At 69.1% G+C, this 26,989-nt stretch carries 21 protein-coding genes; 4 read left to right on the top strand and 17 right to left on the bottom strand.

Features of this window, described 5'->3' with window-relative positions:
* Positions 1–10: 10 nt before the first annotated feature.
* Genes ENSA5_RS17390 through ENSA5_RS17370 form a run of 5 tightly spaced genes read right to left on the bottom strand, consistent with a single transcriptional unit; the run spans position 11 to position 7,270 of the window.
* Entirely contained in the window at positions 11–2,236 is a 2,226-nt protein-coding gene (locus ENSA5_RS17390; RefSeq protein WP_106392794.1) for an APC family permease, read from the bottom strand.
* A 24-nt stretch (positions 2,237–2,260) separates the two neighbouring features.
* The gene (locus tag ENSA5_RS17385) at positions 2,261–3,634 is read right to left on the bottom strand and encodes a DUF4340 domain-containing protein (protein ID WP_106392793.1); all 1,374 of its coding nucleotides are present in this window, start codon (positions 3,632–3,634) and stop codon (positions 2,261–2,263) included.
* Entirely contained in the window at positions 3,634–5,631 is a 1,998-nt protein-coding gene (locus tag ENSA5_RS17380) for a GldG family protein (protein ID WP_146155807.1), read from the bottom strand. The genes ENSA5_RS17385 and ENSA5_RS17380 overlap by 1 nt, the downstream gene beginning before the upstream one ends.
* Positions 5,628–6,488 (bottom strand): ABC transporter permease, encoded by an 861-nt coding sequence (locus ENSA5_RS17375; RefSeq protein ID WP_106392791.1) that lies wholly within the window; start codon positions 6,486–6,488, stop codon positions 5,628–5,630. Before ENSA5_RS17375 ends, ENSA5_RS17380 begins: the two co-directional genes overlap by 4 nt.
* On the bottom strand, positions 6,488–7,270 hold the full coding sequence (locus ENSA5_RS17370; protein WP_106392790.1) for an ABC transporter ATP-binding protein: 783 nt from the start codon (positions 7,268–7,270) through the stop codon (positions 6,488–6,490). Before ENSA5_RS17370 ends, ENSA5_RS17375 begins: the two co-directional genes overlap by 1 nt.
* 244 nt (positions 7,271–7,514) lie before the next feature.
* On the opposite strand from ENSA5_RS17370, the gene ENSA5_RS17365 reads away from it, so the two are divergent.
* On the top strand, positions 7,515–8,705 hold the full coding sequence (locus tag ENSA5_RS17365) for an LIC_10091 family protein (protein ID WP_106392789.1): 1,191 nt from the start codon (positions 7,515–7,517) through the stop codon (positions 8,703–8,705).
* Positions 8,702–10,018: a Glu/Leu/Phe/Val dehydrogenase dimerization domain-containing protein gene (locus tag ENSA5_RS17360; RefSeq protein ID WP_106392788.1), complete on the top strand. Its 1,317-nt coding sequence runs from the start codon at positions 8,702–8,704 to the stop codon at positions 10,016–10,018. Before ENSA5_RS17365 ends, ENSA5_RS17360 begins: the two co-directional genes overlap by 4 nt.
* Before the next feature lie 58 nt (positions 10,019–10,076).
* On the opposite strand, the gene ENSA5_RS17355 is transcribed toward ENSA5_RS17360, so the two are convergent.
* The 6 genes from ENSA5_RS17355 to ENSA5_RS17325 form a co-directional block, all read right to left on the bottom strand.
* Complete coding sequence (locus ENSA5_RS17355) at positions 10,077–10,850, bottom strand: hypothetical protein (protein WP_146155806.1); 774 nt, start codon at positions 10,848–10,850, stop codon at positions 10,077–10,079.
* Between the two features lie 14 nt (positions 10,851–10,864).
* Positions 10,865–11,689 carry an ABC transporter permease gene (locus ENSA5_RS17350; protein WP_106392786.1) on the bottom strand — a complete coding sequence of 275 codons (825 nt, stop codon included), beginning with the start codon at positions 11,687–11,689 and terminating at the stop codon, positions 10,865–10,867.
* Positions 11,690–11,699: 10 nt separating this feature from the next.
* Entirely contained in the window at positions 11,700–12,509 is an 810-nt protein-coding gene (locus ENSA5_RS17345) for an ABC transporter permease (protein ID WP_106392785.1), read from the bottom strand.
* Entirely contained in the window at positions 12,506–13,537 is a 1,032-nt protein-coding gene (locus tag ENSA5_RS17340) for an ABC transporter ATP-binding protein (protein WP_181197853.1), read from the bottom strand. The genes ENSA5_RS17345 and ENSA5_RS17340 overlap by 4 nt, the downstream gene beginning before the upstream one ends.
* A 180-nt stretch (positions 13,538–13,717) precedes the next feature.
* Positions 13,718–14,752 (bottom strand): Glu/Leu/Phe/Val dehydrogenase dimerization domain-containing protein, encoded by a 1,035-nt coding sequence (locus ENSA5_RS17330; protein ID WP_106392783.1) that lies wholly within the window; start codon positions 14,750–14,752, stop codon positions 13,718–13,720.
* Positions 14,749–16,575, bottom strand: coding sequence for an alanine/glycine:cation symporter family protein (locus ENSA5_RS17325; RefSeq protein ID WP_258182890.1), 1,827 nt, complete (start codon positions 16,573–16,575; stop codon positions 14,749–14,751). The genes ENSA5_RS17330 and ENSA5_RS17325 overlap by 4 nt, the downstream gene beginning before the upstream one ends.
* A 72-nt stretch (positions 16,576–16,647) precedes the next feature.
* Here ENSA5_RS17325 and ENSA5_RS17320 point away from each other — a divergent pair, with 72 nt between their 5' ends.
* A complete protein-coding gene (locus tag ENSA5_RS17320; RefSeq protein ID WP_106392782.1) occupies positions 16,648–17,565 on the top strand; it encodes a DUF481 domain-containing protein in 918 nt (305 codons plus the stop codon).
* 321 nt (positions 17,566–17,886) lie between these two features.
* Entirely contained in the window at positions 17,887–18,591 is a 705-nt protein-coding gene (locus ENSA5_RS17315) for a hypothetical protein (protein WP_106392781.1), read from the top strand.
* A 231-nt stretch (positions 18,592–18,822) separates the two neighbouring features.
* On the opposite strand, the gene ENSA5_RS17310 is transcribed toward ENSA5_RS17315, so the two are convergent.
* From ENSA5_RS17310 to ENSA5_RS17285, 6 genes are all read right to left on the bottom strand, one after another.
* On the bottom strand, positions 18,823–21,519 hold the full coding sequence (locus ENSA5_RS17310) for a penicillin-binding protein 1A (protein ID WP_106392780.1): 2,697 nt from the start codon (positions 21,517–21,519) through the stop codon (positions 18,823–18,825).
* Positions 21,520–21,528: 9 nt separating this feature from the next.
* Positions 21,529–22,248: a TrmH family RNA methyltransferase gene (locus ENSA5_RS17305; RefSeq protein ID WP_106392779.1), complete on the bottom strand. Its 720-nt coding sequence runs from the start codon at positions 22,246–22,248 to the stop codon at positions 21,529–21,531.
* A gap of 51 nt (positions 22,249–22,299) precedes the next feature.
* Positions 22,300–24,822, bottom strand: a complete 2,523-nt coding sequence (locus ENSA5_RS17300) for a biosynthetic peptidoglycan transglycosylase (RefSeq protein ID WP_146155805.1) — start codon at positions 24,820–24,822, stop codon at positions 22,300–22,302.
* 152 nt (positions 24,823–24,974) lie between these two features.
* Complete coding sequence (locus tag ENSA5_RS17295) at positions 24,975–25,475, bottom strand: hypothetical protein (RefSeq protein WP_181197852.1); 501 nt, start codon at positions 25,473–25,475, stop codon at positions 24,975–24,977.
* Positions 25,472–26,206 (bottom strand): anti-sigma factor family protein, encoded by a 735-nt coding sequence (locus ENSA5_RS17290; RefSeq protein WP_146155803.1) that lies wholly within the window; start codon positions 26,204–26,206, stop codon positions 25,472–25,474. The genes ENSA5_RS17295 and ENSA5_RS17290 overlap by 4 nt, the downstream gene beginning before the upstream one ends.
* Positions 26,206–26,868, bottom strand: coding sequence for an RNA polymerase sigma factor (locus ENSA5_RS17285; RefSeq protein ID WP_258182888.1), 663 nt, complete (start codon positions 26,866–26,868; stop codon positions 26,206–26,208). Before ENSA5_RS17285 ends, ENSA5_RS17290 begins: the two co-directional genes overlap by 1 nt.
* Positions 26,869–26,989 lie beyond the last annotated feature (121 nt).

Genomic DNA, 26,989 nt, shown 5'->3' with positions numbered 1-26,989 from the left:
GCTCCCCCCCCTACTCCCCATAGAGCGGCACAGGCACGAGCGTCGAGCCCTCGAGCCGGCTCTGGAGCCGATCGAAGCCCTCGTGTCGGGCCTCGTAGGTGCCGACGAGGACCATGTGCCCCGTGAAATTGTGGCGATCGTGGAAGTCGACCAGGGTGTCGAGGGCGGCGCTCAGGTCGTCGACGATCTCGGGATCGGCCGGTGGCACGATCGCGAGGTAGCAGCGCAGCTCGGTCGGCGCGACCTCCGTCAGCTTGTTGAACACACGCACGGCGTCGGCCGCGAGCCCCGCTGGACGGATCGTGTGGCGATCGACCTGATAGACGTGCTCCCCGGTCACCAGCGAGCTCATGTGAAACACGACCAGCTGGCGGTAGGGGATCCCCGTCGTCGCGCTCTGGCGCCTGGCCAGGGCGATCGCGTTCTCGATCAACCGACCGATCCGCATGCTGCCCACGGCGACGACGATGGTCCGATCTTCGGTCTCGATCTCGGACGACTCGACGGTCTCGACCACCCGACGATAATAGCTGTGGGCCGCCCGCAGCAGCGGCCGGTGGTTGTAGAGAAACAGCACGCCGACGACGCCCACGCCGACGATCACGACCAGCGTGTGCAGCTCACCGATCTCGCCGCTGTAGCTCCCGTACATGCTCAGCAGCGCGTAGCCGAGCACGACCAGGCCGATCAGCGCGGCGGCCGGGATCTTGGTCCCGCCGATGTTGAGGTTGAAGGGCGCCCAGTAGACCCGGCGATCGTTGGCTCGGAACTTGCGCAGGAGGATGAAGGCGATCACCCCCGAGAACATCACGAAGCCGAAGGTCACGCCGTACCAGCGCTCGAGCTTGGACAGGTTCCAGTCGCCCTGCATCGCGAGCAGCAAGATCGCGATCAGCATCATCCAGTGGATCCGCGAGAACGCGCCGCGCTCGTTGGGGTCGAGGATCATCCGCGGCAGGAGGCTGTCGCGGGCCATCGTCAGCCACAGGCCCCGGGCCCCGGCGAAGCCGGTGTTGCACGCGCCGATCAGCATCAGCGCGGCGTTGGCGACGATCACGATCTTCCAAAAGTGCGCGAGGCCGGCCGAGCCAAACACCCCGACCACCCCCTGCTCACCGAGGACCGCGAGCAGGTAGCTCGAGCTCCCAGCCAGCTGCTCGGGGTCGAGGACCAGGAACAGCAAGATGCTGAGTGAGCCGCCGATCCCGAGCAGCAAGGACAGCATCCAGCGGTAGATCTTGGCGATGTCGCGGCGCGGGTTGTCGAGCTCCTCGGGGATGTTCATGACCGACTCGACCCCCGACGCGCCGAGGATCGAGACCCCGGCCCCCGCCAGGATCAGCGGCGCGCCGAGGCGCAGGAAGCCGGGCAGCTCGCTGACCACGCCGTGGTGCTCGTGGGTGTCGGCCTCGGCCGAGGACTCGGCGGCGGCGACGAGGGCCTCGGGCAGCGCGCCCCCCTCGAGGAAGCGCGAGAGATCGGCGCCGTGAATCAGCAGGTAGATCAGGCTCACGAGGATCGTGATGCCCATGACAACCAGGTTGATCACAAAGATCGTCTTGCTGACCTTGACGCTCTCTTTGAGGCCCTGGTTGTTGAGGATGAACAGCATGATCAGCGGCGGCAGCATGATGACCGCCGACGAGCTCATGACCGCGCTGAGCATCAGCCCGAGCAGCGCGGTCACGACGACCGCGATCGTGACCTTGCGCCACTGACTCGGCATCACCCACAGGCCAAAGCCGATCGAGGGGATCACCGACAGGCCCATGGCCATGAGCGTGCGCGGGCCCGTTGAATTCGCGACCAGCGAGGACACGTAGTCCGAGTAGGCCAGCAAGCTGACGATCGCCGTGGCCACGTAGGAGAAGCTAATCACGAGGCCGACCAGGGCCGCGGCCAGGATCGCCAGCTTGCCGAGGTGACCCAGGGCGTAGCGGGTCATCACGTAGGTCCCGCCGTTGCTGAGCGTCAGCAGCACCGCCTCGACATAGAGCGGCACGAGCAGGAAGAGCAGCAGGTACAGGCCGATCTGAAACAGCGGCGTCGCGTAGCCGACGCCCGCGGCGATCAGCGCGCCCGAGCTGTAGTAGGGCGAGGTCAGCGGATCGGGCCCAACGAGGAACAGCCCCTCACGCCAGCTGAGCCGCTTCTCGGCGTGCTGCTGTGGGGGCTGGTCCGGGCTCGCTTTCGCGGGCGGGGCCTGAGTCTGAGCCTGCTGGGGTGCTTCGCTCATGATTTCGAAGCCCCCAGCTCGTGATCACTCTTTGATGTCGCGCCAGAAGTCGTCGGGGACCTTGTGGACCTGCGTGAAGCTCGAGTCGGGGATCACGTAGTACCAGCGCTCAAACCGCTTGGCGAGCATCTCGGCCCGCTCCTGGCCCCGCGGCTCGCCGTCGAGGGACGGCTCCCCGGGGTTTTGATCCCGGCGCGGATCGTAGCCGACGTTGACGAACATGTAGCGGTTGGCCCGGGCGTTCTCGGCCTGCTCGTCGGGCTCGGCGTCCTCACCGCCGGCCGACAGGGCCTCGCCGGTCGCGTAGGTGACCTCGCCAAAGAACAGCGTGTAGACGACGCCGTCGTTGGAGAACAGGTGAACCTCGCCCTCGTTGCCGAGCAGCGACAGGCGCGGCGGCTCGCCGACCAGGAAGAAGCCCTTCGAGCGCATCTCGAAGGGATCGAGGCGGGCGGCGCGGGGCCGGACGCCGACGATCTTCATGCGATCGGAGGCCCCGACGATCTGCTTGACCTTGGTCGGGTTGAGCTCCTTGCCCTCGGGCGCGAGGACCGGCGCGGGCAGCGGCTCCTCGCCCTCCCAGGTCTCGGGATCGATGCGCTCGCCCTCGGGCCCGAAGACCGGCGGCGCGGCCACGGCCCACTCGGTCGAGGGCTGGCCGTCCTCACCGAAGGCGCCCGAGTCCGAGAGCTCGAAGTAGATCGGGTTGTCGTCCTCGAGCGTGGTCTTCTTCTCGCCCGTGGCCTCGTCGCTCGCCTCGACGACGCTGTAGCTGTTGCTGAGCACGGCGACGATGTCGTCGGACTCCATCTTGAGCAGGTCGTCCTCGATCCAGTCGGTGAACTTGGTCGAGACCTGCGGATCGAGCTCGACGGCGTAGACCCGGTTCTCGCCGGGGTAGCGCACGAACTTGAAGCCCGGGCGCTCGGGCACGTCCTTGCCGATGATCACGTCGGCGAGGTTGGTGCCCGAGGCGTCCTTGATCGTGACCCGGCGGCCGCGCGTGCCCTCGGCGGCGGCCTCGTCCTCGGGATCGACGACGCCGAACTCGGCGTGGTCCTTGGGGTCGTCGCTGCGCACGACGTCCTTGTTGACGCCGATGAACGAGGCCGCGGCCTTGCCCATCTGCTCGGTCCCGTCGGCCGGGTAGTCGTTGTGGCTCGGGATCACCCACTTGCCGTCGTCGAGCTTGACCGAGAAGCTGGTCAGCTGGGCCGACTCCTCGTCGAAGTCCTTGACCTCGAGGAAGGTCGCGGCGTTGGGGTCGACGAAGTCGGGGAACAGGGCCTCGCCCGTGTCCTCGAAGGTCGGCGGGGCCATCGGCACCGGCCGCATCGACATCGCGCCAGCAAAGCTCAACAGGGCGAGCACGCCCATGATCACGGTACCTCGCGTCATCAGGATTCCCTCCGCTTGCGGCTCTCGGGGATCGTCGCGCTCTCGCGCCTGCGCTTGCGTATGAACACCAGCAGACCGAACAGGATCGCCGGCAGCGGCGGCACGAGGATCGCGGCGACGCGGATGCGATCGCGGACCTCGTCGACGGCGCGGGCGTGGTCGGCCTTGATCTTGTCGATCTCCTGCGACTTCTCGCGCTCGATCTGCTCGGTCTGGGCCTGGAGCCGGCGGTTCTCGGCCTCCTCGGCCGCGCGGATCTTGATCTCCTTGGTCCGATCGTCGATCCCGGTCTCGGCCCGAATCGCCTGGACGGCCGCATCGAGCGAGGCCTGCGCTTCTTTGATCTTGTTCTCGGCCGCCTCGCTCGCGGCCTTGAGCCGGGCCTGGCGATCCTCGTTGGCCTTCTTGGTCATGTCGTCGACCTGGGCGAGGCGCCGAAACTCGGGCTGGCGCTTGCGCAGCTCGATGAAGCGGGTGTCGTCGAGCAGGCTGTCGATGACGTTCAACAAGAAGGTGACGTTGTCGAAGCGCATGTCGATCAGGCCGTCGCCGTCGAGATCGCCGCCGCGCTCGTGGAAGCTGAAGAAGCTGTCCGCGAACATGTCGAGGTCGGTCAGCACGACCGCGTTGATGTCGCGCCCGCCGCCAGAGCTGCCCCCGCTCACGCGCACGCCGAGCTTCATGTTCTCGAGCCCGTCTTGGGCCGCGAGCTTGTGATAGTCCTGCGGGACGCCGCGAAACTGGAGCCCAAACAGGAAGTTGCTGTCGTCGACGAACACCTCGAAGGGATCCCAGCCGCCCTTCTCACCGGTGGTCAGCAAGGGCGTGACGCTGGTGTCGCCGCCCGAGAGCGCCCGGACCTCACCAGCGAAGAGCAAGACGATCTGCGCGAGGCCGTCGACGGTGATGTCGCCGCCCTCGAACTGACTGCGAGCGTCGCGCTGGCCCAACACCACGATGCTGCGCGGGGCCTCGGCCAGCTGCGGCTCGGGGTTCTCGAGGTCGAAGGCGACGTGGTCGTCGGGCCAGTCGACGCCGATCGACGCGAGCAGCCCGCGGTAGTTGCCCTTTTCCTGGGCCGGCTGGCCGCCGCCCATCATCCCGCCCTGCTGCGGCGGCGGCAGCATCGGCTGGCTGGGCGCGAGCTTGGGGTTGAAGAAGGGCATGGGGTCCGCGACGATCAGCGCCGGGCGACCCGCGAGCAGGTAGGCCTGGACGATGTCGAGGCCCGACTGAGGCAGGCTCGAGACCTGCGGGATGAACAGCACGTCGACGTCTTCGGGGATCGGCGTGCCGGGGTTGAGGCTGCGGACCTCGTACTGCTTCTCGAGCTCGTCGACCACGCGCCAGCGGGGGATCCGGCGGCGGGTCTGGAGGTCGAAGTCGCCCATGATCTTGGTGTCGTCGCGGATGATCCCGACGACCTTCTTCTTGGGCTGGGTCACGACCTCGAGCGCGCGGACGATCTCGTACTCGACCGAGAGCCCGCGATCGAAGAAGGGCACGACCTCCTCGCGCGGTCCGCTGGTGAAGGCCACGCCCATGAACACGGGCATGGTGTCGACCTTGCCGCCCTCGGAGCTCATCAGCGGACGCGGGGCGATCCCGTACTTCTCGATCGCCTCCTGGGCCTCCTCGGAGAAGGGCTCGGGCTCGTAGATCCGGACCGTGAGCCCGGGCCCCCCCGAGGCCTCCATCTCGCGCAGGATGTTGAGCAGGCGGCTGCGCAGGGGCACGAAGGGCCGCGGGACCTCCTTGGACACGTAGGCCGTGACGACGACGGGCGGGACGACCGTGGTCTCACCGGTCTCCGCGTCTTCGACCTCGGTCCCGACCCCGCGGATCAGGGTCTTGGTCCCGGGGGTGATCTGCGACAGGCCTTCGCTGGTCAGGTCGGCGCGCGCGTTGGAGCGCTCGGCCATGTAGGTGACCGAGGCGACGATCACGACGAGCGCGAGCAGCCGCAAGAGACGATGAATGCGAGGTGTAGTGGTCACCAGTGCCTCCGTCCGAGCATGAAGGTGCAGACATAGAGGACGACGACCGCGATGCCGACGAAGTAGACGACGTCGCCGAGGCGGACGATGCCCTCACCAAAGCCGTAGAAGTGACGCTCGACGCCGAGCAGGCCGAAGCTCTCCTCGAAGGCCGCGAAGGTGCCGGTCAGCCACATCACCAGCGCGACCACGGCGCCGCCGACCCCGACGTATCCGGCGTTCTCGCTGCTGCCCTGGATCGTGATCCAGACCAGCGTCGCGGTCCCGGCGATCAGCCCGCAGCCGACGATGCCGCTGGCCCAGGGCGCGGTCCCGGCGAACACCAGGCCCGCGCAGCCGACCGCGCCGAGGATGAAGGCGACCGTCGCGTTGGCGCTGAACATCGAGGCCAGCAAGCCGACGCCGACGAACGCGACCCCGACCAACCAGTAGCCGAGGTAGGTCGAGGCCATCAGCCCGACGTCGGGGTCGCCGAGGCGGGCGAGGACGGCGACGTGGGCGAGCGCGAAGCCGAGGCCGATCGTGTACACACCGAGCGCGCCGAGGTACTTGCCGAGCACGACCTCGACGTCGCGCACGGGCATGGTCAAGAGCAGCTCGTCGGTCCCGCGGCGGCGCTCCTCGGCCCACACGTTCATGGTCACGGCCGGGACGAAGAGCATCAGGATCGCCGGCATGACCTTGTTGAGCAGGGCGAGATCCGCGAGGTTGCGGGCGAAGAACCCGGCCTGCAAGAACGCGCCAGCGCCGGTCGCGGCGATGAACAGGGTCAGGAACACGTAGCCCGCGGGGTTGCCGAGGTAGCTGCCGAGCTCGCGTCGGGCGATCGCCCGGGTGACGGTCCAGTCGATACCCATCAGGAGTCCTCCTCGTCTGCTTGGTCGTCTGCTTGCTCGTCGGCTTCGGCCTCCGGGGCCCCAGCGAGCTCGTAGAAGCGAGATTCGAGCGAGCGCCCGTCACGCAGCTCCGCGACGCTGCCGTCGAAGACCAGCCGGCCCTCGTGGATCATGATCACCGTGTCGGCCACGGCCTCGACCTCTTGAAGGATGTGCGTGGACAGCAAGATCGTCTTTTGTTGGCCGAGCTCGCGGATCAGGCCGCGGACCTCGCGGATCTGGAGCGGATCCAGGCCCGAGGTCGGCTCGTCGAGGATCAGCACGTCGGGATCCGAGAGCAGCGCCTGGGCCATGCCGACGCGCTGGCGGAAGCCCTTGGACAGCTTGCCGATCGGCTTGTGCAGGACCTCTCGGATCGCGCACTGCTCGACCACGCGCTCGATCGCCTTGTCGATGTCGCCGAGCTTGCGGACCTCGCCGAAGAACTCGAGCAGCTCACGCGGGGTCATGTCGAGGTAGAGCGGACCGTTCTCGGGCAGGTAACCGAGGCGGCGGGCCAGCGCGATCCGAGACTCGGACGAGCCGGGATCCTTGCCGAGGAGCTCGACGGTACCGGAGCTCGGCGCGAGGTAGCCGGTCAGCATCTTCATCGTCGTCGACTTGCCGGCGCCGTTGGGTCCGAGGAAGGCGGCGACCGTGCCCTTGCGGACCTCGAAGGACAGCCCGTGAACGGCGACAAAATCGCCGTAGACCTTCGAAATCGCGTTCGCGCGGATCGTCACCGGAGCGGATGAAGTGCTCATATTTCGCTCATGGGTTGGAGTACTCGGGTGCTCGGGGGTCGCCTGAGCGGCGACCGGGAGCCCCGAACACGTGAAGCGGGGTTCTATGCCAGACAATCGACAGCTTCAAGCCGGCCTGATCTCACATGGTTTCCCCCTGCGACCGCCACCTGTAATCCGTCTCATGCAAAGCGCAAGGGGCAAAATGTTCGCGTGCTCGCCCAAAAGGTCGCGGACGCCTACGCAGGTGTTTAGACTCCGCCCCATGGTTCGGCTCCCCTGGCCCCTCCCCTGCTTCCTCGCCCTGACCCTGGTCGCGGCCTGCACAGGCACGCCGCCCGACTCGAACGCGGCCGCCCAGCCCCCGGCCGACGCCGAGGACAGCAGTGACCCCCAGCCCGACGCCGAGGTCGAGCCCGATCCGGCGCCCGCGGGCGAGACCGGCGAGCAGGCCGAGGCCGCGCCCCCGCCCGATCCCTGGGGCCCGATCACCGACGAGCAGCGATCGATCCTGCTCGCCGGCGACGAGGAAGCGCGGATCAAGACCGACATCCACTACGTGAAGACCAACGAGCGCCGTCACGACGTGTGGTTCCCCTACCTCGACAACCGCCGCGGCATCTACATCGGCGTGGCCGCCGACCAGAACTACACGCTGATCGGGGTCGCCAAGTCCGAGTTCGTGTTCTTGATGGATCTCGACTGGCGCGTGACCGAGCTCCACCGCGCCTACGAGGTCCTGATCGAGGCGTCCGAGGATCCCGAGACCCTCCACCAGCGCTTTCACAAGGACAACCAGGACGCCACGATCGCGCTGCTCGAGGAGGCGCTCGGCGATCAGCTCGACGACGATCAGCTCCGCCAGCACATCACCAGCTGGCGAGGCGCCCGCGAGACCGTGTATCGCCACCTCGACAACGTCATCAAGCGCCAGCGCGAGGGCGTGGCCTCGAGCTGGCTGTCGAACCCCGAGTACTACGCCCACATCCGCAAGCTCTACCAAAACGATCGCGTGCGCATGCTCGTCGGCGATCTGACCGGGCCGACCACGCTGACCACGATCAAGACCGCGGCCGAGGGCCTCGGCCTCCCCGTCGGCGTGTTCTACCTGTCGAACGCCGAGGAGTACTACAACTACAGCCCGCAGTATCGGGCCAACATCACCGGGCTGCCGGTCGCCGAAGACTCGATCGTGCTGCGGACGATCTACTCCAAAGACTGGGTCCACGCCGACGCGCTGTGGAACTACCAGGTCCAGCCCCTCGCCGACTACCAGGCTCGGCTCGGCGACAGCAAGAACAGCCGGCGCACGCGGATGCTGGCCCACGCCGACAAGGAGGGCGTGCTCGAGCGCAACCCCGACGACGTCAAGGGGCTGAGCCGCGTGAACATCGGGCTGCTGCCGGGCTGGGGTCAGGGCGGCGAGGCTGCGGCGCCGAGCGAGGCGGCCGAATGAGCGCCGCGCGGGCCGACTTGCTCGACCTAGAGCCCGAGCGCTTCGCCGCCCGCCTGCGCGACGAGGGCGGCCGCGCGTACCTGACCTGGGACCACGACGCCCGCCGCGTGGTCGCGAGCGCGCCGTGGCTCGACGAGCTCGCCAGCTGGCTCGGCGCCGACGAGCGTGACTTTCACGAGCACGAGGGCGTGTTCATGGCGGTCGGCCCCGAGACCGGCGCGCTCATGACCGCCGTCGTACACAAGACCGTCCGGGGTCAGGCCGCCGGCGGCCTCCGCCAGTGGCCCTACCCGCGGCTCGAGGCGCTGATCCGTGACGGCCTCCGCCTGTCGCTGGGCATGAGCCGCAAGAACGCGCTCGCGGGCCTGTGGTGGGGCGGCGGCAAGGGTGTGATCGCGCGCCAGCGTGGTGATCGCCACGCAGACCCCGGCTACCGACGCGCGCTCTACCGTGAGTACGGCGCGTTCACGACCTCCCTGCGCGGCGTCTACGTGACCGCCGAGGACGTCGGGACGAGGCCCGAGGATCTCGCCGCGGTGTTCGAGACGACCCGCTTTGCGACCTGCGTGCCCGCGAGCGTCGGCGGCAGCGGCAACCCCTCCCCGGCGACCGCCAAGGGCGTCGTGTGTGCGATCGAGGGCGCCCTCGCCCACACTAGTCGCGGCACGATCGCGGGCAAGACGATCGCAATGCAGGGCGCGGGCAACGTCGCCAGCTACATGATCGGCGAGCTGCTCGAGCGCGAGGTCGGCCGCGTCATCGCGACCGACATCTGCGCCGCGCGCTGCGAGCAGGTCCGCGATCGCTTCGCGCACGCGGGGGACCGGGTCGAGATCCGCCACGCCGCGCCCGGCGACCTGGCGATCTTCGCCGAGCCCTGCGACGTGCTCGCGCCCAACGCCCTCGGCGGCGTGCTCGGGCCCGAGACGATCCCGATGATCCAGGCCCCGATCGTCTGCGGCGCGGCCAACAACCAGCTCCTCGATGATCGCCGCGACGACCGAGCGCTGGCCGAGCGCGGGATCATCTACGTGCCCGACTTCGTCGCCAACCGGATGGGCATCGTCAATTGCGCCAACGAGCAGTACGGCAACCTGCCCGACGACCCCGCGATCGAGCGCCACTTCTCGCGCGACTGGGACAACGCGGTCTTCGTCGTCACCAAACGGATCCTCGCCCGCGCCGAGCGCGAGCAGACCACGACCTCGCTGGCCGCCAACGCCCTCGCCGACGAAGCCTGCCGAGTCCCGCACCCGATCTGGGGCCACCGCAGCCGCACGATCATCGAGGGCCTACTCGCCAACACCCGCTAGAGCGGCGCAGCTCAAACCAACCCACGAACGTGCAGGACGGCTGCGGGGGTCAAAACACCTACCCCGGGCCGGGTGGGGCTGACATGCCCATGCGCTCGTCGGGGCACGCGAGCTCGACGAGCAGATCGAGGCGCATGACCGGCTCGGTTCCGTACATGGTCTTGTGCCGCGCGCCGAAGTGCAGCGCCCACTCGCCGCCCATGTCGCCGAGCGGGTTCTCGGCCAGATCACGGATCCCGACGCTCCCGCGCGTCGTGTAGTGCAGGAACAAGCCCACCTGCCCGCGCCCACCCGAATCGACCGAGTCGACCAGGTCGGCGCGCATGTCTTCGATGTCGGCGCACAGCTCGACGGGCACGGGGCGACTGAGGGTCAGCGCCAGGACCTCGGGCCGATCCTCGTAGCCCTCGAGCGAGGTCACGACGAACGGCAGCTCGTAGTTATCGCTGCCCGCGAGGTCGTAGTAGTAGCCCGTGGCGTAGCCCGATCCGTAGTCGAGCATCGAGTAGGCCATGCTCAGCCGAAACTGGCGCGGGTTGACCGACTCGGTCGGGGCGAGGCCCTCGCTGAAGGTCAGCTGCACGCGATCGCGCGCGACGAAGCGGGCCCCGAGCACGACCGGTGCCTCGGCGTCGCCGCTCGAGCCGGGCTTGGGCCGCGACGAGGCCTGCGCCGCCTCGCAGTCGCAGTCGGGCGCGGGCGTGTCGACGACCGGCTCGCCGCCAGCCTCGGGATCGACGGTGAGCTCGGCAGGCGCCCGCCGACAGCCGGCCGGCAGCAATACCGCACAAGAAGCGACACAGGTCGCTAGTTCGCGAATCCGCACGCTCATCACGACCATCATACTCAGCTCGACGCGGATGTGTACCCGCGCAGGGCTCGGCGCCAGGCCAGGCGGGCGATCGCGGCCAGGGCCAGCGCCGTGACCACGGCCCCGAGCACCTCCGACGCCCCGAGCGCGCCGCTGAGACTCTGCGCGGGGTAGCTGGTCATGACCGCGAAGGGCACGACGAAGGTGAAGACCAGCTTGAGGGGGCCCCGAAACACCGAGATCGGCCAGTGGGCGAAGTCCAGCAGCGTCTCCATCAAGAAGGTCAGGTTCTGAAGCTCGAGCGCGCGGAAGCTGGCGCTGAGGATCAGCACGCCGAGGGCGTAGAGCGACACCAGCCCGCACGCGAGCACGAGCGCGAGCACGCCGAGCTGCCCGGCGCTCGGCGTCAGCTCGAGCTGGATCGTAGCGACGACCGCGAGCACGACCCCCGTCAGGACCTCGATCAGGCTCCAGGGTTCGAACGCCGCCGACAGACACGAGACCAGGCCATCGACGGGGCGCAAGAGCAGATAGTCGAGGGTGCCGGTCCGGATCTTGGCCATCGACTCGGACACCGCCGGCTGGACCGCGCTCGCAAACACGCCCGAGATGATCAGGAAGAAGCCGGTCAGCAGCACGATCTCCCACGGACCCCAACCCGCCACGTCGTCACGGTGCTCGAGCGCGACGATCAGCGGCACCAAGCCGCCGAGGCTCCAGGCCAGGCCGACCACGCCCTCGGTCCAAAAGCCAACCCGATACTCGAGCGCCGCGAGGGTCGACACCCGCAGCTGCGCGCCGACGAGCGCCAGGTGCCGCCTCAGCGCGCCATGCTCGAAGCCCTGCCCTGCCGAGCTCATGCTCCCTCCGTCATGCGCCGAAAGCTCCGTAGGCCCGCAGCCCCCAGCGCCAGGCCAGCGCAGCGAGGGCCCCGAGCGCGACCAGCCACACGAGCTGCAGGCCGATCCCGGCCACCGCCTCGGCGACCGACAGACGACCGATCAGGAGCTCGACCGGGAACCCGAGCGCCGCGTGAAAGGGCAACATCCGCGCGACCTCGGCCAGGCCCGCGGGGAACAAGCTGGTCGGGACCAGATAGCCAGCGAGCACGACGTAGGCCCCGAGCCACACGTCGTAGAGCGCCGCGGCCTTCGTCAGCCAAAACGCCAGGCAGCCGATCGCCAGCTGGGTCACGAAATTGATCGCCCACGCGAGCGCCAAAACCGGCACGACCAGCGCGAGCATCGCGGGATCCTCGGTGATCGAGATGCCGCCGGTTGCGAGCAAGACCGCGAGCCCGACCGGCGCGGCCAGGGCCGTCCGCAGCGGCAGCGCCGAGAGGTTGGTCATCGCGTGGTGCAGGACCGGGTGGACCGGGCGCATGAGCAGCGCGCTGAGCTCACCGGTTCGGATCTGGCGATCCAGATCCCACACGACCCACGAGGCGCTGAGCTGGCGGACGACGAAGGCCGCGATGAAGTAGCTGTCGAAGCCGTGCTGATCGTAGTCGCCGATCGGACCGCTCTCGGCCAGCGCGCGCCACAGGACCAGGCTGATCAGCGGGAGCGTGGTCGCGAGGACCCAGACCAGCAGCGAGGCCCGGTAGGCGCTCGCCTCGGCCACGCCCAGACGCCACAGCGCCGCGACCTTGCTGCGCCGACCTCGGCCGCTCGCGCTCACCTGGCGCCCTCCTCGCCTGGTCCCGCGTCGAGCTCCCCGCGGCGCGAGAACAGCTCGCGCATGACCTCTTCGAGCGGCGCGTCCTGAACCTCGAGATCGCGGGCCCCCGGCAGCGCGAGCAGCCGAGCCACGACCTCGGGCACGCGCGCGGGCGCGACGTCGAGGGCCACGCGCGAGGGCCCCGCGTCGGCCAGCTGCCCGAGAGCCCCGAGCCCTGTTCGCGTCGCATCGTCGAGGGCCGCCCCGCTGCGGATCGCCACGCGCCGCAGCGGGCGGATCCGGCGGACGAGCGCGTCGATGCTGCCGTCGAAGCGCAGGCGGCCCTCGTCGATGACCAAAATCCGCTCGCACAGCGCGGCGACGTCTTCCATGTAGTGGCTGGTCAGGATCAGGGTCGCGCCGTGGCGACGGTGATACTCGCGGATGAACTCGCGGATAGCGAGCTGCATCGCCACGTCCATGCCGATCGTCGGCTCGTCGAGGAACAGGACCTCGGGCCCGTGGAGCAGCGCCGCGACCAGCTCGCACTTCATCCGCTCGCCGAGCGAGAGCGTCCGGACCGGCCTGCGCACGACCTCGCCGATGTCGAGGAGTTCGACCATCTCGTCGAGGCGCTCGGCATAGAGCCCGCGGGGCACGTCGAAGACCACGCGGTTGAGCTCGAAGGTGTCGAGCGCGGGCAGGTCCCAGCTGAGCTGACGCTTCTGGCCCATGACCAGGGCCACCCGGCGCAGAAATTCCGGCCGCCGCCGCGCGGGCTCGAAGCCGAGGACCTCGGCCCGGCCGCCGCTCGGGTGGAGCAGCCCCGCGAGCATCTTGAGGGTCGTGGTCTTGCCGGCCCCGTTGGGACCCAAGAACCCAACCCGCTCGCCGCGGGCGATGTCGAAGGACAGCTCGCGGACAGCCTCGACCTCGACCCACTCGCGCCGAAACAGGGCCCGCAGCGCCGGCCACAGCCCGGGCTCGCGCTCGCTGACCCGGAAGCGCTTGTCGAGTCGCGCGAGCGAGATCGCGGGCTTGTCAGCCACGGGCCGAGGTTACTGTCTCGCCGCCGCCTCGACCAGCGACCGCGCCCGCTCCCGCGCCCTTCGCTGCACCAAACGGCTCGTCGGACATCGCGTCGCCGACCTCGAGGCGATGCTCGGCGTCAAGCGCCTGCGGTCCATCCCCGAGAAGCTCGCCCTCGGCTCGCGCGCGTGTCAGGCGGCTCACTCGACCTGCGCCAGCGCCACCCTCGCGGCCGCGATCGCGACCTGCGCGGGGCTGCGATCTTCATCGCGCGCGCGCTCGAGCAGCGCGGCGCAGCGATCGGCGATCGCCTCGATCGCCGACGCGACCCGCTCGCGTGCGCCCTCGCCCGGTCCCAGCGTGGTCTCGACCCCCTCGATCACCGCGCCTGCGTTGACGACGACGTCCGGGGCCCACGCGACGCCGCGCCGATGGAGCACGCTGGCCGCCTCTGCGTCGCCGAGCTGGTTGTTGGCCGAGCCACAGACAGCCCGCCATTTGGCGGCCTCGCAGACCTCGCGGGTGAGCGTGCGCCCGAGGGCGCAAGGCATGAACACGTCGCAGGGCGCTCGCAGCAGCTCATCCTCACCGAGGAGCTCGACGCCGATCGCGGCCGCCCGCGCCCGCGCGCCCGGGTTGGGATCCCAGCCCGCGACGGACGCCCCCGCGCCAACCAGCGCGCGCGCCAGCGCCGATCCAACCGCGCCCAGCCCCTGGATGACGTAGCGCCGGCCGCCGATCCCCTCATCGCCGAACACCACGCGCGAGAGCCCGCGGAGCCCGGCGAGCACGCCCGCGGCCGTCGAGCGACCGGCGTCGTTGGGCGCAGGGTTGACCCAGCGCGTCGCCCGGCGCAGCGCCGCGAGCTCCACGGCGCCCGTGCCGATGTCGGGCCCGCACACGTAGTCCCCTCCTAGCCGCTCGATCATACGCCCCAGCGCCTCGTAGGCAGCTTCACGCGCGAGCTCGGGCCGATCGAAGATCACGGTCTTGCCGCCGCCCGCGGGCAGCCCGGCCAGCGCACACTTGAAGCTCATCGCCTCGGCCAGGCGCTTGGCGTCGGCGAGCCCGGCGTGCTCGTCGGCGTAGGCCAGGCGCCGGACCCCGCCAAACGCGGGCCCGCGCGCGAGGCTGTGCAGGACCACGATCGCGCGCAGCCCCGAGGCGGCGTCTTGCACGGCGACGACGCGCTGCCAGTTCGCGCCCGGCTCGCCCGCGTCGCCAAACAGGCTCACTTGGCCCCGTCGGGCTCGTAGCGCTTCATCTCGCCGCTGCGCAGCTTGCCCATGTACGCGTCGAGCCGCTTCTTGACCGCCCCGCTGAGCAGGACCAGGCCCAAGATGTTGGGGAGGCCCATCGACAAGATCATGAGGTCGCCGAAGTTGAGGATGTTGCCGGCCGTGATGATCGAGCCGAGGAACACGAAGACCACGTAGATGATCTTGTAGGTCGTCGAGGCCCGATCGCCGAACAGGTACACGAAGCAGCGCTCGCCGTAGTAGGACCACGAGATCATCGTCGAGTAGGCGAACAGCACGACCGCGATCGTCAGGACCCAGGGGAACCACACGATCTCGCCGCCCATCGCCCGGGCGGTCAGCGCGGCGCCCTCGGCGTTGGCGATCACGTCGTAGTTGTCGGGGTTCTCGAACGCGCCCGTGATCACGATGACGAGCCCGGTCATCGTGCACACGACGATCGTGTCGATGAAGGGCTCGAGCAGCGCGACGATGCCCTCGCGCACGGGGTACTCGGTCTTGGCCGCCGAGTGGGCGATCGAGGCCGAGCCGACGCCGGCCTCGTTCGAGAACACCGCCCGGCGGATGCCCGTGACCAAGACGCCGACGAAGCCGCCGAACCCGGCCATCGGCGTGAACGCCTCGGACACGATGCGCACGCACGCGCTCGGGATCGCGCCGATGTTCATGACCAGGATGAACAGGCAGGCGAGGACATAGACCCCGCACATCAGCGGCACGATCTTCTCGGCCGTGGCCGCGATCCGTTTGATCCCGCCGAGGATCACGATCCCGACCGCGACCGCCATCACCAGCCCGTAGAGCCACGGCATGCTGTCGAACACCGGGATCTGCGTGCGCAAGATGCCCAGCGACTGGCTGACCTGAAAGGTGTTGCCGCCGCCGAACGAGCCGCCGATGCACAAGATCGCGAACATGACCGCCAGGATCTTGCCGAGCGGCTTCATGCCCTTCTCGCTCAGGCCCTCGTCGAGGTAGGACATCGGCCCGCCGAGCACGCGGCCATCGGGGCGGGTCTTGCGATAGACCTGCGCCAGCGTGCACTCGACGAACTTCGAGGACATGCCCAAGAAGCCCGCGATGATCATCCAGAAGATCGCCCCCGGCCCGCCCATTGCGACCGCGAGCGCGACACCGGCGATGTTGCCGAGGCCGACCGTGGCCGACAGCGCCGAGGCCAGGGCCTGGAAGTGGGAGACCTCGCCCTCGTCGTCGGGGTTGTCGTAGCGCCCGCGGACCACGTCGATCGCGTGGCGGAAGGCTCGCAGGTTGATGAAGCCCATCCGGACCGTGAAGAACACCGCGCCCAGGACCAGCCACAGCGCGATGATCGGGACGCCGCCGGTCTTGGCCTCGAGCGTCGTCTCGCGCGCGTCCTCGCTCCGCACCACCTTGAAGGTCCGGGTGCCCTTGGGCGCGCTCGGGACCACGGCCGCGCCGAGCTCGGCCTCGAGCGCCTTGGCGGTCTCGGGCGTCAGCTCCGAGGCCGGGACCGTCAGCGTCAAGCTGGCGTTTTGAACCGCGAAGTCCTTGGCCTCGATCTGGGCGACCAGCGCCTCGATCTCGTCGACCTCGTCGATGAACTCGAGCGTGGTCACCGACTCGCTGTCGGCGAACACCGGCGCGAACAGGACCTTGGTCAGGCCCTTGACCACGACCCCGAAGGCCTTGTCGACGCTCTGCTCGAGGACCCCGGGTTCGCCCTCGCCCTCGCCAGCGCGCGCCGTGGCCGGACTCGCCAGCGCGCAGACGAACGCGATCAGGACCAGGAGCGGTGTGAGGGCGCGACGGGCGGACACGGCCCGGAATGTACCAGAGCCGAGCGCGCGACCAGCTTTCTCGGCCGCCCCCGATCTGCTACGACCCCAAGCGTGGAGCAGCACCGGTCGTCACCGCGCCGGCTCGCCCGCCGCCTCGTCACCGCGCCGCTGATGCTGGGGACCCTCGGCGTCGCGGCGCTGCTGTGGCCCCGGCCGGCGTCTGCGACCGGCCTCAACGTCGAGCGAATTCGCCTCGACCCCGAGGACGACGGCGTCCACGGCGGCTTCCAGATCGGCGTCGACTTTCAGGCCGGCAACACCAACCGCCTCGACCTGCGGACCTCGGCCGCGCTCGCCTTTCGCCGCGAACGCCACGTCGCCTTCCTGATCGGCAGCAGCACCTACTCCACGCGCACGCGGGCGATCAACGGCGAAGACCTCTCGACCCTGCTCCGGCCCGAGTCGCGCTTCGTCAACAAGGCCAACGTCCACGCCCGCTACAATTTCGAGTTCCTCGACTGGCTCGTCGGCGAGACCTTCGCCCAGCTCGAGAGCAACGAGTTCTTGCTCGTCGAGAGCCGCGTGCTGTTCGGGCTCGGGCCCCGCTTCGTGCCGATCAACAACGGCGAGTTCAGCCTCGCGCTCGGCACCGACTACATGCTCGAGCGCGAGGCCCTCGACGCCGCCCAGGTCGTGAGCCCGCTCCCGGCCCAGACCATCGCCCACCGCTGGAGCTCGTACTTGAGCCTGGTCTACGCCGCGACCGAGCGCCTGAGCATGAGCTCGACGACCTACGTCCAGCCGCGCTTCGATCGCTTCTCCGATCTGCGCCTCCTGTCCGAGGGTTTCCTCGACGTCGTGCTCGTCGAGCCGATCTCGATTCGGCTGAGCCTCCGGATCCGCTGGGACTCCCAGCCCTCGATCTACTGCTCGTCCGACGTCGGCATCGGCGGATGCCCGACCGGCGACACCCTGCGCCTGCGCGAGTTCGACATCGCGGTCGAGAACTCGATCAATGTCAGCTTCTGACATTCCAGCGCCGTGGACTGACGCCTCCCAGACTAACGCGCTTCACGCATCACCAGACCCCCTGCTCGCTTACGATCCCTACATGTGGCAAACAGACTCGGGCTCGGACCAAGGGGTCTTCAGCGCAGTCGCAAATTGCTCAAAACCCCCCTCTGTGCCCGATCAGAGCCAGGCCCATCCTCTCGACGAGCCCCGCGATCGGTATTGTACCGATTTGTTTGGGCTGTTAGGTTTCCTCGGCCGCCGATGCCTAGCTTGCACCGACGATTATCTCTTGCGCTCTGCTCTCTGGTTGCGCTCTCGGCTTCGGGCTGTGCGCTCGTGGATTTGCTCGACGGCGACCCGGTGGCGACCGTCCGCTTCTTCGCAACCCACGCTGGAACCCCGACCGAGGACGGATATCCAGACTACGGGGACTCCCAGACCACGCGGGTGTTCGTCAACGACATGGGCTGGCAGATCGCCCTGAGCACCCTCTACGTGACGACCTCCGAGGTCCGGCTCGTTCGCTGCCAGGAGGACTCGGGCACCGCAATCGAGATGTTCTGGGGTCCGTGCCCCGAGGACTTCGTCTCGTTCAACGACCTCGACTCGGTCCCGCTTGGTGCGGTGACCGTGACCGACGGCGCCTACTGTCGAGTCGACGTGACCTTTGGCCCCTTCGTGGCCCCAGCGAGCGCCGACGAGCACATCGCCGTCGGCAGCCCGATCATCGAGGACAACACGATCGCCGTCATCGGCGTCGCCCGACGCGGCGAGCCCCCGATGCAGGAGGAGGTCCCCTTCGAGATCGTCAGCGACGCGGTCGTGACCGCGCGAGTCGACATCTCGAAGCTCGAGAACGGCGGGCCCGTCAGGCTCGAAGACGAGCAGTTCGCCCGCGACCTGACGATCATCAAGTCCTACGACACGATGTTCGACGGCCTCGACTTCGAGACGGCGACGCCCGCCGAGATCGAGGCCTCCGTGCTCAACGGGCTCGAGTCCTTCACCCGCGCCCACAACGGCACCTACGATACCGACTAAAGGCTGTTTTAGACCCCCCCGACCGTCAGCAACTCTGCCACGCACGGCCGGTCGCTCCCTCGCTCCGCTCCCTCGCTCGGTGGGCTGGCATGAGCTTCGCCATCGTTTGCGTGGCCCCCTAAACGGGGGCTCCTTTAAACCCCGCGGCCGTCGTCAGCTTTAGACCCCCGTGGCCGCTCGCTCGGGGGGCTGGGGTGAGCTTCGCAGTCGCCTCCGTGGGCGCCCTGGAGTCTAGAGCGAGGGGAGCTCGTCGTAGCTGGGATCGGTCGGGGCCGGCTCTGGACTGAGGGGCTCGGGGGGGGCTGGCTGCTCGACGTCGTCGCTGAGCTCGGGCTCGGGCTCGGGCTCAGGCTCAGGCTCGGGCTCGGGGGGCGCTCCGCCGTCGTCGAGCTCGGCGTCGGCTGGGTCCTCGTCGTCGCCGTAGAGGTCGAGGAGGATGTCGGCCTTGGCCTCGGCTTGGGGAGCGGCGACCTCGCTGGGCTCGGTCCCGGCGAGGAAGTACTCCTCCATGATCGTGTCGGGCGCGGGTGGATGCTCGAGGCCCTCGGCGTCGATGACGAAGGGTGGCGCGAGCAGGCCGGTGGCCTTGTCGATCGTCCGCACGCTCACGCTCGGCGGCGGTGAGAAGGGCGAGAACTGCGGGGCGACGCTGGCCTCGGCCTCGGGGCCTTCGCGCTCGCGCGCGGCCTCCATGACCGCGAGCCAGATCGGCAGCGCCGCCTTGCCGCCGCTCTCGCGCTTCATCGGCTTGGGCGTGTCGAAGCCGACCCAGGCGATCGCGACCTGCTCTTCGCTGAAGCCGGCGAACCATGCGTCGCGGCTCTCGGCGGCGGTCCCGGTCTTGCCCGCGACCGGGACCCCGAGCTTCTTGGCCCGCTGGCCCGTGCCGTCTTCGACGACCGAGCGCATCAAGCTCGCGAGCACGAACACCAGGCCACCATCGAGGACCTGCGCGACCTCGCGCTCGGGCGTCCAGGTGTCCTGATTCGGGACCTCGATCGAGCGGATCAAGATCGGCTCGATCCGCGAGCCCCCCCGCGCGAGGGTCAGGTAGCCCCGCATCAGCTCGAAGGGCGTGACCTCCGAGGTCCCGAGCGCGAGCGAGAGGTTGGGCTCGAGCGCCGACTCGATCCCGCAGGCGTGCGCGAACTCGATCGCCGCCTCGATCCCGACCGCGTCGAGCAGCTTGATCGCGACCGTGTTGACCGAGTGCGTCAAGGCCACGCGCATCCGGATCGGCCCGCGGTAGACGTCGCGCTCGTAGTTGGTCGGCCGCCACTTCTCGTAGATCTCCGGCGAGTCCTCGATCAGGCTCGCGGCCGTGAAGGTCCGGCTGCGCAGGGCCGAGCCGTAGACGAAGGGCTTGAACGCCGAGCCGGGCTGACGACGGGCCGCGAGCACCCGGTTGAAGTCGCCGCGTGAGTAGCGATAGCCGCCGACCATGGCCAGGACCTCGCCGGTGTCGACGTCGGTCAGGATCGTCGCGGCCTCGGGGCCCGAGCCGATCTCGGCCAAGCCCCAGCCCTCGGGCAGGCCCCGCTCCTTCGCTGCCTCGAGCGCGAGCACCCGGCCCATGGTGATGCCGCCCGCGGGGAATTGCTCGAGGTGGGTCTTGTCGGGCTCGTCGTAGCGGCTCCCGGCCGGGACCTCGACCCAGACGTGGAAGTCCTCGCCGATCGTGGCCGGAAAGCCCTCGTCGAGCTGGTCGCGCAGACTGGCGGGCAGGCCCTCGCGCGCGTCGATGATCAGCGGGTAGATCTTGCCGACCGTGTGCGGGCCCGCCCCTCGCTTGGCCGCGCGGGCCTTGTTCTTGTCTTTGGCCGGCGAGATGCCGTGGCCCCAGTTGCGCCGCGTGTCCATGGCCACGAGGCCGTCGAGCAGCCCGGCCCGAGCCTGGCGCTGGAGCTCGAGGTCGACGGTCATCGTGACCGTGGCCCCAAGCTCGCCGAGCGCGTCCTCGCCGTAACGCTCGACGAGCTCGGCCTTGGCGACGTCGACGAATTCCTCGGCCCCGGGTGAGACCCTCGCGGCCCGGGTCGGATCGATCTCCGTGTCGGCGTCGGCGTCGGGCGAGCGATCGACGATCTCGAGGGGCAGGTCGACGAAGCGCGCGACCTCCTCGGGCTTGGCGAAGCCGTGCTTTTGCATCTGCCCGAGCACGTAGACCTGGCGCTCCTTGGCCTTGTCGTAGTTCTTGTAGGGCGTGCCGACGCTCGGGGCCTTGGGCAAGGTTGCGAGCAGCGCGGCCTGACCGAGGTTGATCTCGGCGATGCCCGAGCCAAAGTAGAACTGGCTGGCCTCCTCGATCCCGTAGCGGCCGTGGCCGAGGTAGATCTCGTTGAGGTAGAGCTCGAGGATCTCGTTCTTGTCGAGGAGCTCCTCGATCCGCCGGGCCAAGATCAGCTCCTGAACCTTGCGCTCGAAGGTCCGCTCGGGCGAGAGCAAGAAATTTTTGACGACCTGTTGGGTGATCGTCGAGGCGCCCTGCCTGAGCGAGCGGGCCCGAAGGTTGGCGACCAGCGCCCGGACCATGCCGACGTAGTCCATGCCCTCGTGGCGATAGAAGTCGGCGTCCTCGGCGGCGAGGAACGCGTTCTCGACGTGGGCCGGGATGTCCTCGTAGGCGACGAAGGTCCGGCGCTGCGAGAAGATCTCACCGATCAGCACGCCGTTGCGGTCGAGCACCCGGGTGACCTGCGGCGGCCGATAGTCGCGCAGCGCGTCCTCGTCGATCGCTTCGACGTCGCGGCCGTAGTACCAGAAGATTCCGGCGATCCCGCCGATGCCTGCGAGCATGCAGACGACGGTGGAGATCGCCAGGCTCAGGGCCGTGATCTTGAGCCAGCGCGGCGGCGCGTAGCGCTTGCGCGGACCGTTGGTGGCGGTCGCGTCGCCTCGTCCGCCCTGCTGTGGTTCCTGCTCGGCCACCGGCGCAGTCTACTTCAGCTCCGCGTCGGCGTCGGGGGCGGGAAACAAGATCCGGGCGTGGCGCGAATCGACGCTGCGCATGTACCAGCGGGCCCGCTCGAGCGCCCGGGTCTCGGGGTCGAGGTCGCCGGCGCGGCCGAGCGCGGCCCGACGCCGCTGGGTCAAGGAGTACAGGCTCAGGGCCGCGGCGACCGAGAGGTTGTAGCTCTCGGCGAAGCCGTGGATCGGGACCCGAAAACGCAGCGAGCACGCGGCCTGGGCCTCGGCGCTGAGGCCCGCGTGCTCGTTGCCGAACAGCAGGCAGATCGGTCGCTCGGTCGGCAGCTCGTCGAGCATGTGCGTGGCGTCGACGCACGCCCCCGCCAGCAACATTCCCCGCTCGGCGCTGCGCTCCGCCAGGGCCGTCACGAACCCGTCGAACCCGGCGTGGTGACGGGTCTCGATCCAGTGGTGGGTCCCCTTCGTGGTCCCGCGGGCCCGCAGGATCCGCTCGCTGGCCGCGATCACGTGGACGGCCCAGGCCCCGAGGGCCTCGGCGCTGCGGACGACGGCGGCGGCGTTGTGCGGGTCGTAGGGGTTCTCGATCGCGACCTCGACGCTGCGTAGACGGGCCTCGAGCACGCCCTCGATCCGCGCCTGGCGACGCTCGCTGACGTAGGGCCGCAGCCCGTCGACGATCGCGTCGGCGCCGTAGTGCCGCGCGAGGCGGTCGAATTCGGCCCGCGTCACCGCTGACTCCCCTGCTCGCGCATCACGGCCACCTTGCTAAACGATGGCCGCTCACTCGTCCATCGCTGGACGCCCGGGTGCGTCGGAATTGGCCGGATCGCGGTTGTCGGGGCGGTCGGGAGTCCGCTCTCCGATCGGTTCGAGCGTCGGCGGCTCGAGCCGCGGACCGGGGCTGTCGTCTCCGCCGTCTGCGCTCGGATCCGGGAGGCCATCGAGGCCCGGCACGAAGGTCGGCAGCGGCGGGCGCACGCCCCAGGTTCGGCTTGGCGGGGCCTCGCGGGGCGCCCAGTCGAGCGAGGCGCCGTCGTCGCTCTGATCACCGAGCAGGCCCGACAGCGCCCGCTGGGTCTCGGTCCCGGCCATCAAGGTGTCGATCTCGGCCAGGCACAGCTCGGGGTCGCCGCGCTCGAACAGATCGAACTCGATCGGCATCGCCGAGTAGACCGCGTGCTCCTCCGCCGTGATCCGTTCGCGCTCGAGCATCAGATCGTGGATCCAGCGGACCTTGGCGTCGAAGCGCTCGCTGAGCTGGCCGTTGCAGTAGTGAACGTGGCGACGCACGGGGCTCGGCAGCATCGACGCGAGGTACGCGGCCTCGAGCGAGGTCAGCTCGCCGGGGTGCTTGCCAAAATAGTGGCGACTCGCGTCGCTGACCCCGTAGATGCCGGGGCCGAACTCGATCACGTTGAGGTACAGCTCCATGATCCGCTGCTTGCTCAGAGCTTGCTCGACCCACCAGGTCAAGAACAGCTCCTGCATCTTGCGCGAGAGCGTGCGCTCGTGGCTCAAGAGCACGTTCTTGACCATCTGCATGGTGATCGTCGAGGCGCCGATCCGGACCTTGCCGGACTTCAAATTGCGGCGCAGCGCGACCTCGAGCTGGGACCGGTTGAACCCGTCGTGACGCCGGAAGCTGCCGTCCTCGGTCGTGAGCACCGCTTCGGTCATGTAGCGCGAGATCCCGTCGAGCGGCGTGTAACCGCTCGAGCCGAGGTAGAGCCCCACGCGTCGCGTGCGACCGTCTCGCATCGTCACGCGATGGACAAAGCCGCCGTTCAGGCGCTCGGCGCTGGCCAGGCGTGGGGCCCCGCTCACGCGGCAGCCCTCGATCCCGATCTCGGCGTCGAGCTTCAGCGCGTCGAGGTCGGAGAAGTCGGCGTCGAGGGTGAGCTTGGCGAAGAACTCGCCGTCGAGCTCGAAGCCCGCAAACCCGGGCACGAGCTCGCGCGGGATCGCGTCGAGCACCGCCTGGCAGCCGACGGCGGGGACGCGCAGATCGACCTGGTAGCGGCGTTGCTCGCGCTCAGCGGCGTGGACCAGCTCGCCGTGCGCGAGCAGCTCGACGCCTGCGCGGCCGATCGCGAGGCGGCGCAGCTCGACCCGGCGCGCGGCGGGATCGACCTGGGCGTCGATCCCGACCGTGAAGCCGACGTCACGCACGATCTCGCGCGCGAGGAGGTGGTGGCTGACGTTGAGGCCGTCGAGGGCCAGCTCGCCGTCGAGCTCGGCCACGCCGTCGCCGAAGTCGAGCTCGAGCTCGCCGCCGACCGTCGCGCCCTCGGACTCGACGAGCGGCAACCGAGCGAGCACCTGGGGCACGCGGCCGAGCTCGAAGGCGTCCATCTCGACCGCGACCTTGCCCGCGGAGAGATCACGCGCGAAGCGGCCCGACACCGACCACAGATCCCCGCCCTCGATCTCGGCGACGTCGCCGGCGTCGATCTCGGCGAAGCCCCCGGCGAGCTCGACGCTGAGCTCGCTCGCGCGGCGGTCGTGGGCGGTGACCGATCCGTGGACGCCGGCCACGGCGATGTTCGCGTCGACGTCGGCCGCGAGCCCGGCGACCGTGAGCGTGATCGGGAAGCGCAGACCACCGTCGCGCTGCTCGAGCGAGGTCCGCAGGGAGGCCGCGCGGAGCGGACGATCGAGGCCGAGCCCGAGCTCGGCGACCAGCCCGCTCGCGCGCAGCTCGACGCGGCGCTGCTCCGGCTCGGCTGTCGCGGCCAGGGTCCCCGTCACCCGGCGCGCGTCGTCGCTGACGGTGAAGCTCAGCCCACGCAGCTCGAGCGCGTCGGGGGTCAGGCGGGTGCGACGGCGCAGCCAGCCGCCATCATGGTCATCGGCCAGGTCGCGCTCGAGATCCTGGAGCTCGTGCGCGAGCTTCTCGAGGCCCCCCCGCGTGCCGTCGAGGTAGCCGCCGTGCGCCTCGACCTCGGTGACCTCGACCCGCGCCGACCACAGGGATCGCCGATCGAGGCTCACGTCGACGCGGTCAACTCGAAGGTCGACCCCTTCGGCGTGCAGGTCGACCTTCCGCAGCTGTGCCCCGCTCCAGCTGGCGTCGAGCTGACCGATCTCGACGCTCGCGTCGAGCCGCCGCCCGACCCGTTCCTCGAGCTCCGACTTGATCCGGCTCGCGCCCCAGCGCGGCGCAGTGACCAGCGCGATCGCCAGCGCGATCACGATCACGACCAAGCCAAGCCCGACCCACGCTGCGATCCGCGCCCCGCGAGGTCGCCCGCGGGTGGGGCTAGCAGCGATCGAGCGCCGCCGACTCGAGGAGCCCTCGACCATGCCCGGAGACCTTAGCGCAGCCACTCAAAGAGGACGCGCCGGCCAACCAATCTCGTCCCCAAAATTGGACGAGCCCCCGGTGGTCGGGGGCACGTGGGCGGGAGGCCACGCAGACCGGCGCGAGGCGACACGATGCATTGCACCCCGGGCTGCTAGCCCTTGCACTGGTAGGCGAAAATGATCGCCTGATCGCCCCGACGGACCGGGATCAGCATGATCTGGTTGCTGCCGACCATGAAGTCCATGTCGACCAGGCTCGAGCCGCCTCGCTCGAGCTTGGTGTGGAGTTCGAGCTTGTCTTTCCCGCCGCCGAGCAGGGTCAGCTTGACGTTGTGACCCGACTTGAACTTCTGATCGACGACCTCGCCGAGCTTGAGCTTGAAGTCCTTGGCGTCGAGCAAGCGAAAGCCCTTGTAGCGGGCAAATTCTGGAGCTTGCAGCTGATCAGCCAAGAAATTGAGCTCGGCCGGGATCGTGCCGTCGCCCTTTTGGCTGGCCTCGACGGCGTGGATTCGGCAGGCGGCCTCGTTGACCGCAGCCCTCGCAACGTCAGGGCTGAGCAAGGTGATGGCGCCAGCGAACAACGCCGGGACAGCGAGCAAGCTCGCCAATGAGGAAGCCAAGAACTTCGAGTGCATGCTGCGGTGCGTCATAGCGAACGCTCACTATCCACGGGGGCCTCGTCTTCGGTCACCCAGATGACCGTGGTCGTCCCCCGAGATCCCTCGACCTGGGAGATCGTGCCGGTCTGCCCACCAAATTCGATGCGCCGGATCTCGGCTTGACCTGGCTCGGGCTGCGGGAACATCTCGGGATCGACTTCGGGGCTGGGTTCGGGCGCGACGGCGATGGGGCCGATCTCCGGAGCGGGAGCGGACGGGGTGACCGCGGGGCTCTGGCGCGCTTGCTTGCTGGGCTGGGCGTCAGACGCCTGATCTTCCTGGGTATTCGAGGCCACCGCGCCGTCGTCTTCAGCCTCGATCTCGGACGGTTCCCCGGCCGATCGAGCGAACACGAACACCAGCGCGCCTGCGGCCGCCACGGCCGCAACGGGCACCCGGATCGGCCGGACCCAGCTCGACAGACGCTCCCACAGCGAAGGTGGCGCCTCAGCCGCCTCCTGCAGCCGCGACTCGCGGTCGAGGGTCTGCTCGAAGCTGTCCCAGATCTGCTCGAAGCGAGCCTCGGGCACGCGCTCGGCCTGATGGTCGAGATCGCCGACGACGATCGTCCGCATGAACTCGAGATCGGCCAGGTGCGCGGCCAACTCCGGGTTGGCCTCGAGCTCGGCGTCGACGACAGCGCGGGTGCTGGCCTCGAGCTCGTCGTCGAAATAAGCCGAGAGTTGCTCGTCGATCTCCAAAGCACTGGACTGGATCTGCATCACATACCTCCGCCCGCGACCTCGGCGGTGTGAAGACTGGGGTTGGCCTTGCGCTCGAGCGCTCGGGCTTCGATCTCCGCCGCGTCCTGGGTCGGGACGCAAGCGCCGAGCCGATCAGTCAAAAGCCGCTGCATGTTTCGGCGTGCGTGAAACAGGCGGCTCATGATCGTGCCCTTGGAGCACTTCATCGCCTGCGCCATCTCTTCGTAGGACATGCCCTGGAGCTCGCGCATGACGATGACCGCGCGGTGCTTGTCACTGAGGTGCTCGAGGCTGCCCTCGACCGCGGCGAGGATCTCTTTGCGACGGAGCATGTCCGAGGGGTCGCCAAACTGAGCGAGGTGCGGGAGGAGATCCGAGGGCGGCTCGTCCTTCCCGTCGTGGCGCAGCCCGTCATCGAACTCGACGTCGCGGTGCCGCTTGGCCTTGCGCAGCTGATCGATGCAGAGGTTCGCCACGATCCGGTACAGCCAGGTGTAGAAGCTCGAGTTGCCCTCGAACTTCCCGATGTACCTGTGGACCTTGATGAAGCTCTCTTGCACCACGTCGAGTGCGTCCTCTTGGTTTCGAAGGAATCCATAGGCGACGGCGTAGACCTTGCGCTGGTAGCGCTGCATCAGGACTTTGAAGGCTCGCTTGTCGCCGCCTTTGACGGCGGTCACGAGGGCCAAGTCCTCGGCGTCTGTGGAGACCACTTGTTTCGCTGCCTTTGGACGGGTGCTGTGAGCCGCTATTCAGCGGCGAGGAGAGCCAAGAGCGCGACCCGATACCGCAATTCGAGGG

Source organism: Enhygromyxa salina (genome assembly GCF_002994615.1).
In the GTDB taxonomy this organism is placed as follows: domain Bacteria; phylum Myxococcota_A; class Polyangia; order Nannocystales; family Nannocystaceae; genus Plesiocystis; species Plesiocystis salina_A.
The sequence above is the reverse complement of the archived record's forward strand: the minus strand, read 5'-3'. Positions and strand labels throughout refer to the sequence as shown.

Coding starts and splice junctions, on each gene's coding strand:
- ENSA5_RS17390 (WP_106392794.1), bottom strand. CDS start 2,236: ATGAGCGAAGCACCCCAGCAGGCTCAGACTCAGGCCCCGCCCGCGAAA.
- ENSA5_RS17385 (WP_106392793.1), bottom strand. CDS start 3,634: ATGACGCGAGGTACCGTGATCATGGGCGTGCTCGCCCTGTTGAGCTTT.
- ENSA5_RS17375 (WP_106392791.1), bottom strand. CDS start 6,488: ATGGGTATCGACTGGACCGTCACCCGGGCGATCGCCCGACGCGAGCTC.
- ENSA5_RS17370 (WP_106392790.1), bottom strand. CDS start 7,270: ATGAGCACTTCATCCGCTCCGGTGACGATCCGCGCGAACGCGATTTCG.
- ENSA5_RS17365 (WP_106392789.1), top strand. CDS start 7,515: ATGGTTCGGCTCCCCTGGCCCCTCCCCTGCTTCCTCGCCCTGACCCTG.
- ENSA5_RS17360 (WP_106392788.1), top strand. CDS start 8,702: ATGAGCGCCGCGCGGGCCGACTTGCTCGACCTAGAGCCCGAGCGCTTC.
- ENSA5_RS17355 (WP_146155806.1), bottom strand. CDS start 10,850: ATGAGCGTGCGGATTCGCGAACTAGCGACCTGTGTCGCTTCTTGTGCG.
- ENSA5_RS17350 (WP_106392786.1), bottom strand. CDS start 11,689: ATGAGCTCGGCAGGGCAGGGCTTCGAGCATGGCGCGCTGAGGCGGCAC.
- ENSA5_RS17300 (WP_146155805.1), bottom strand. CDS start 24,822: ATGGTCGAGGGCTCCTCGAGTCGGCGGCGCTCGATCGCTGCTAGCCCC.
- ENSA5_RS17295 (WP_181197852.1), bottom strand. CDS start 25,475: ATGACGCACCGCAGCATGCACTCGAAGTTCTTGGCTTCCTCATTGGCG.
- ENSA5_RS17290 (WP_146155803.1), bottom strand. CDS start 26,206: ATGCAGATCCAGTCCAGTGCTTTGGAGATCGACGAGCAACTCTCGGCT.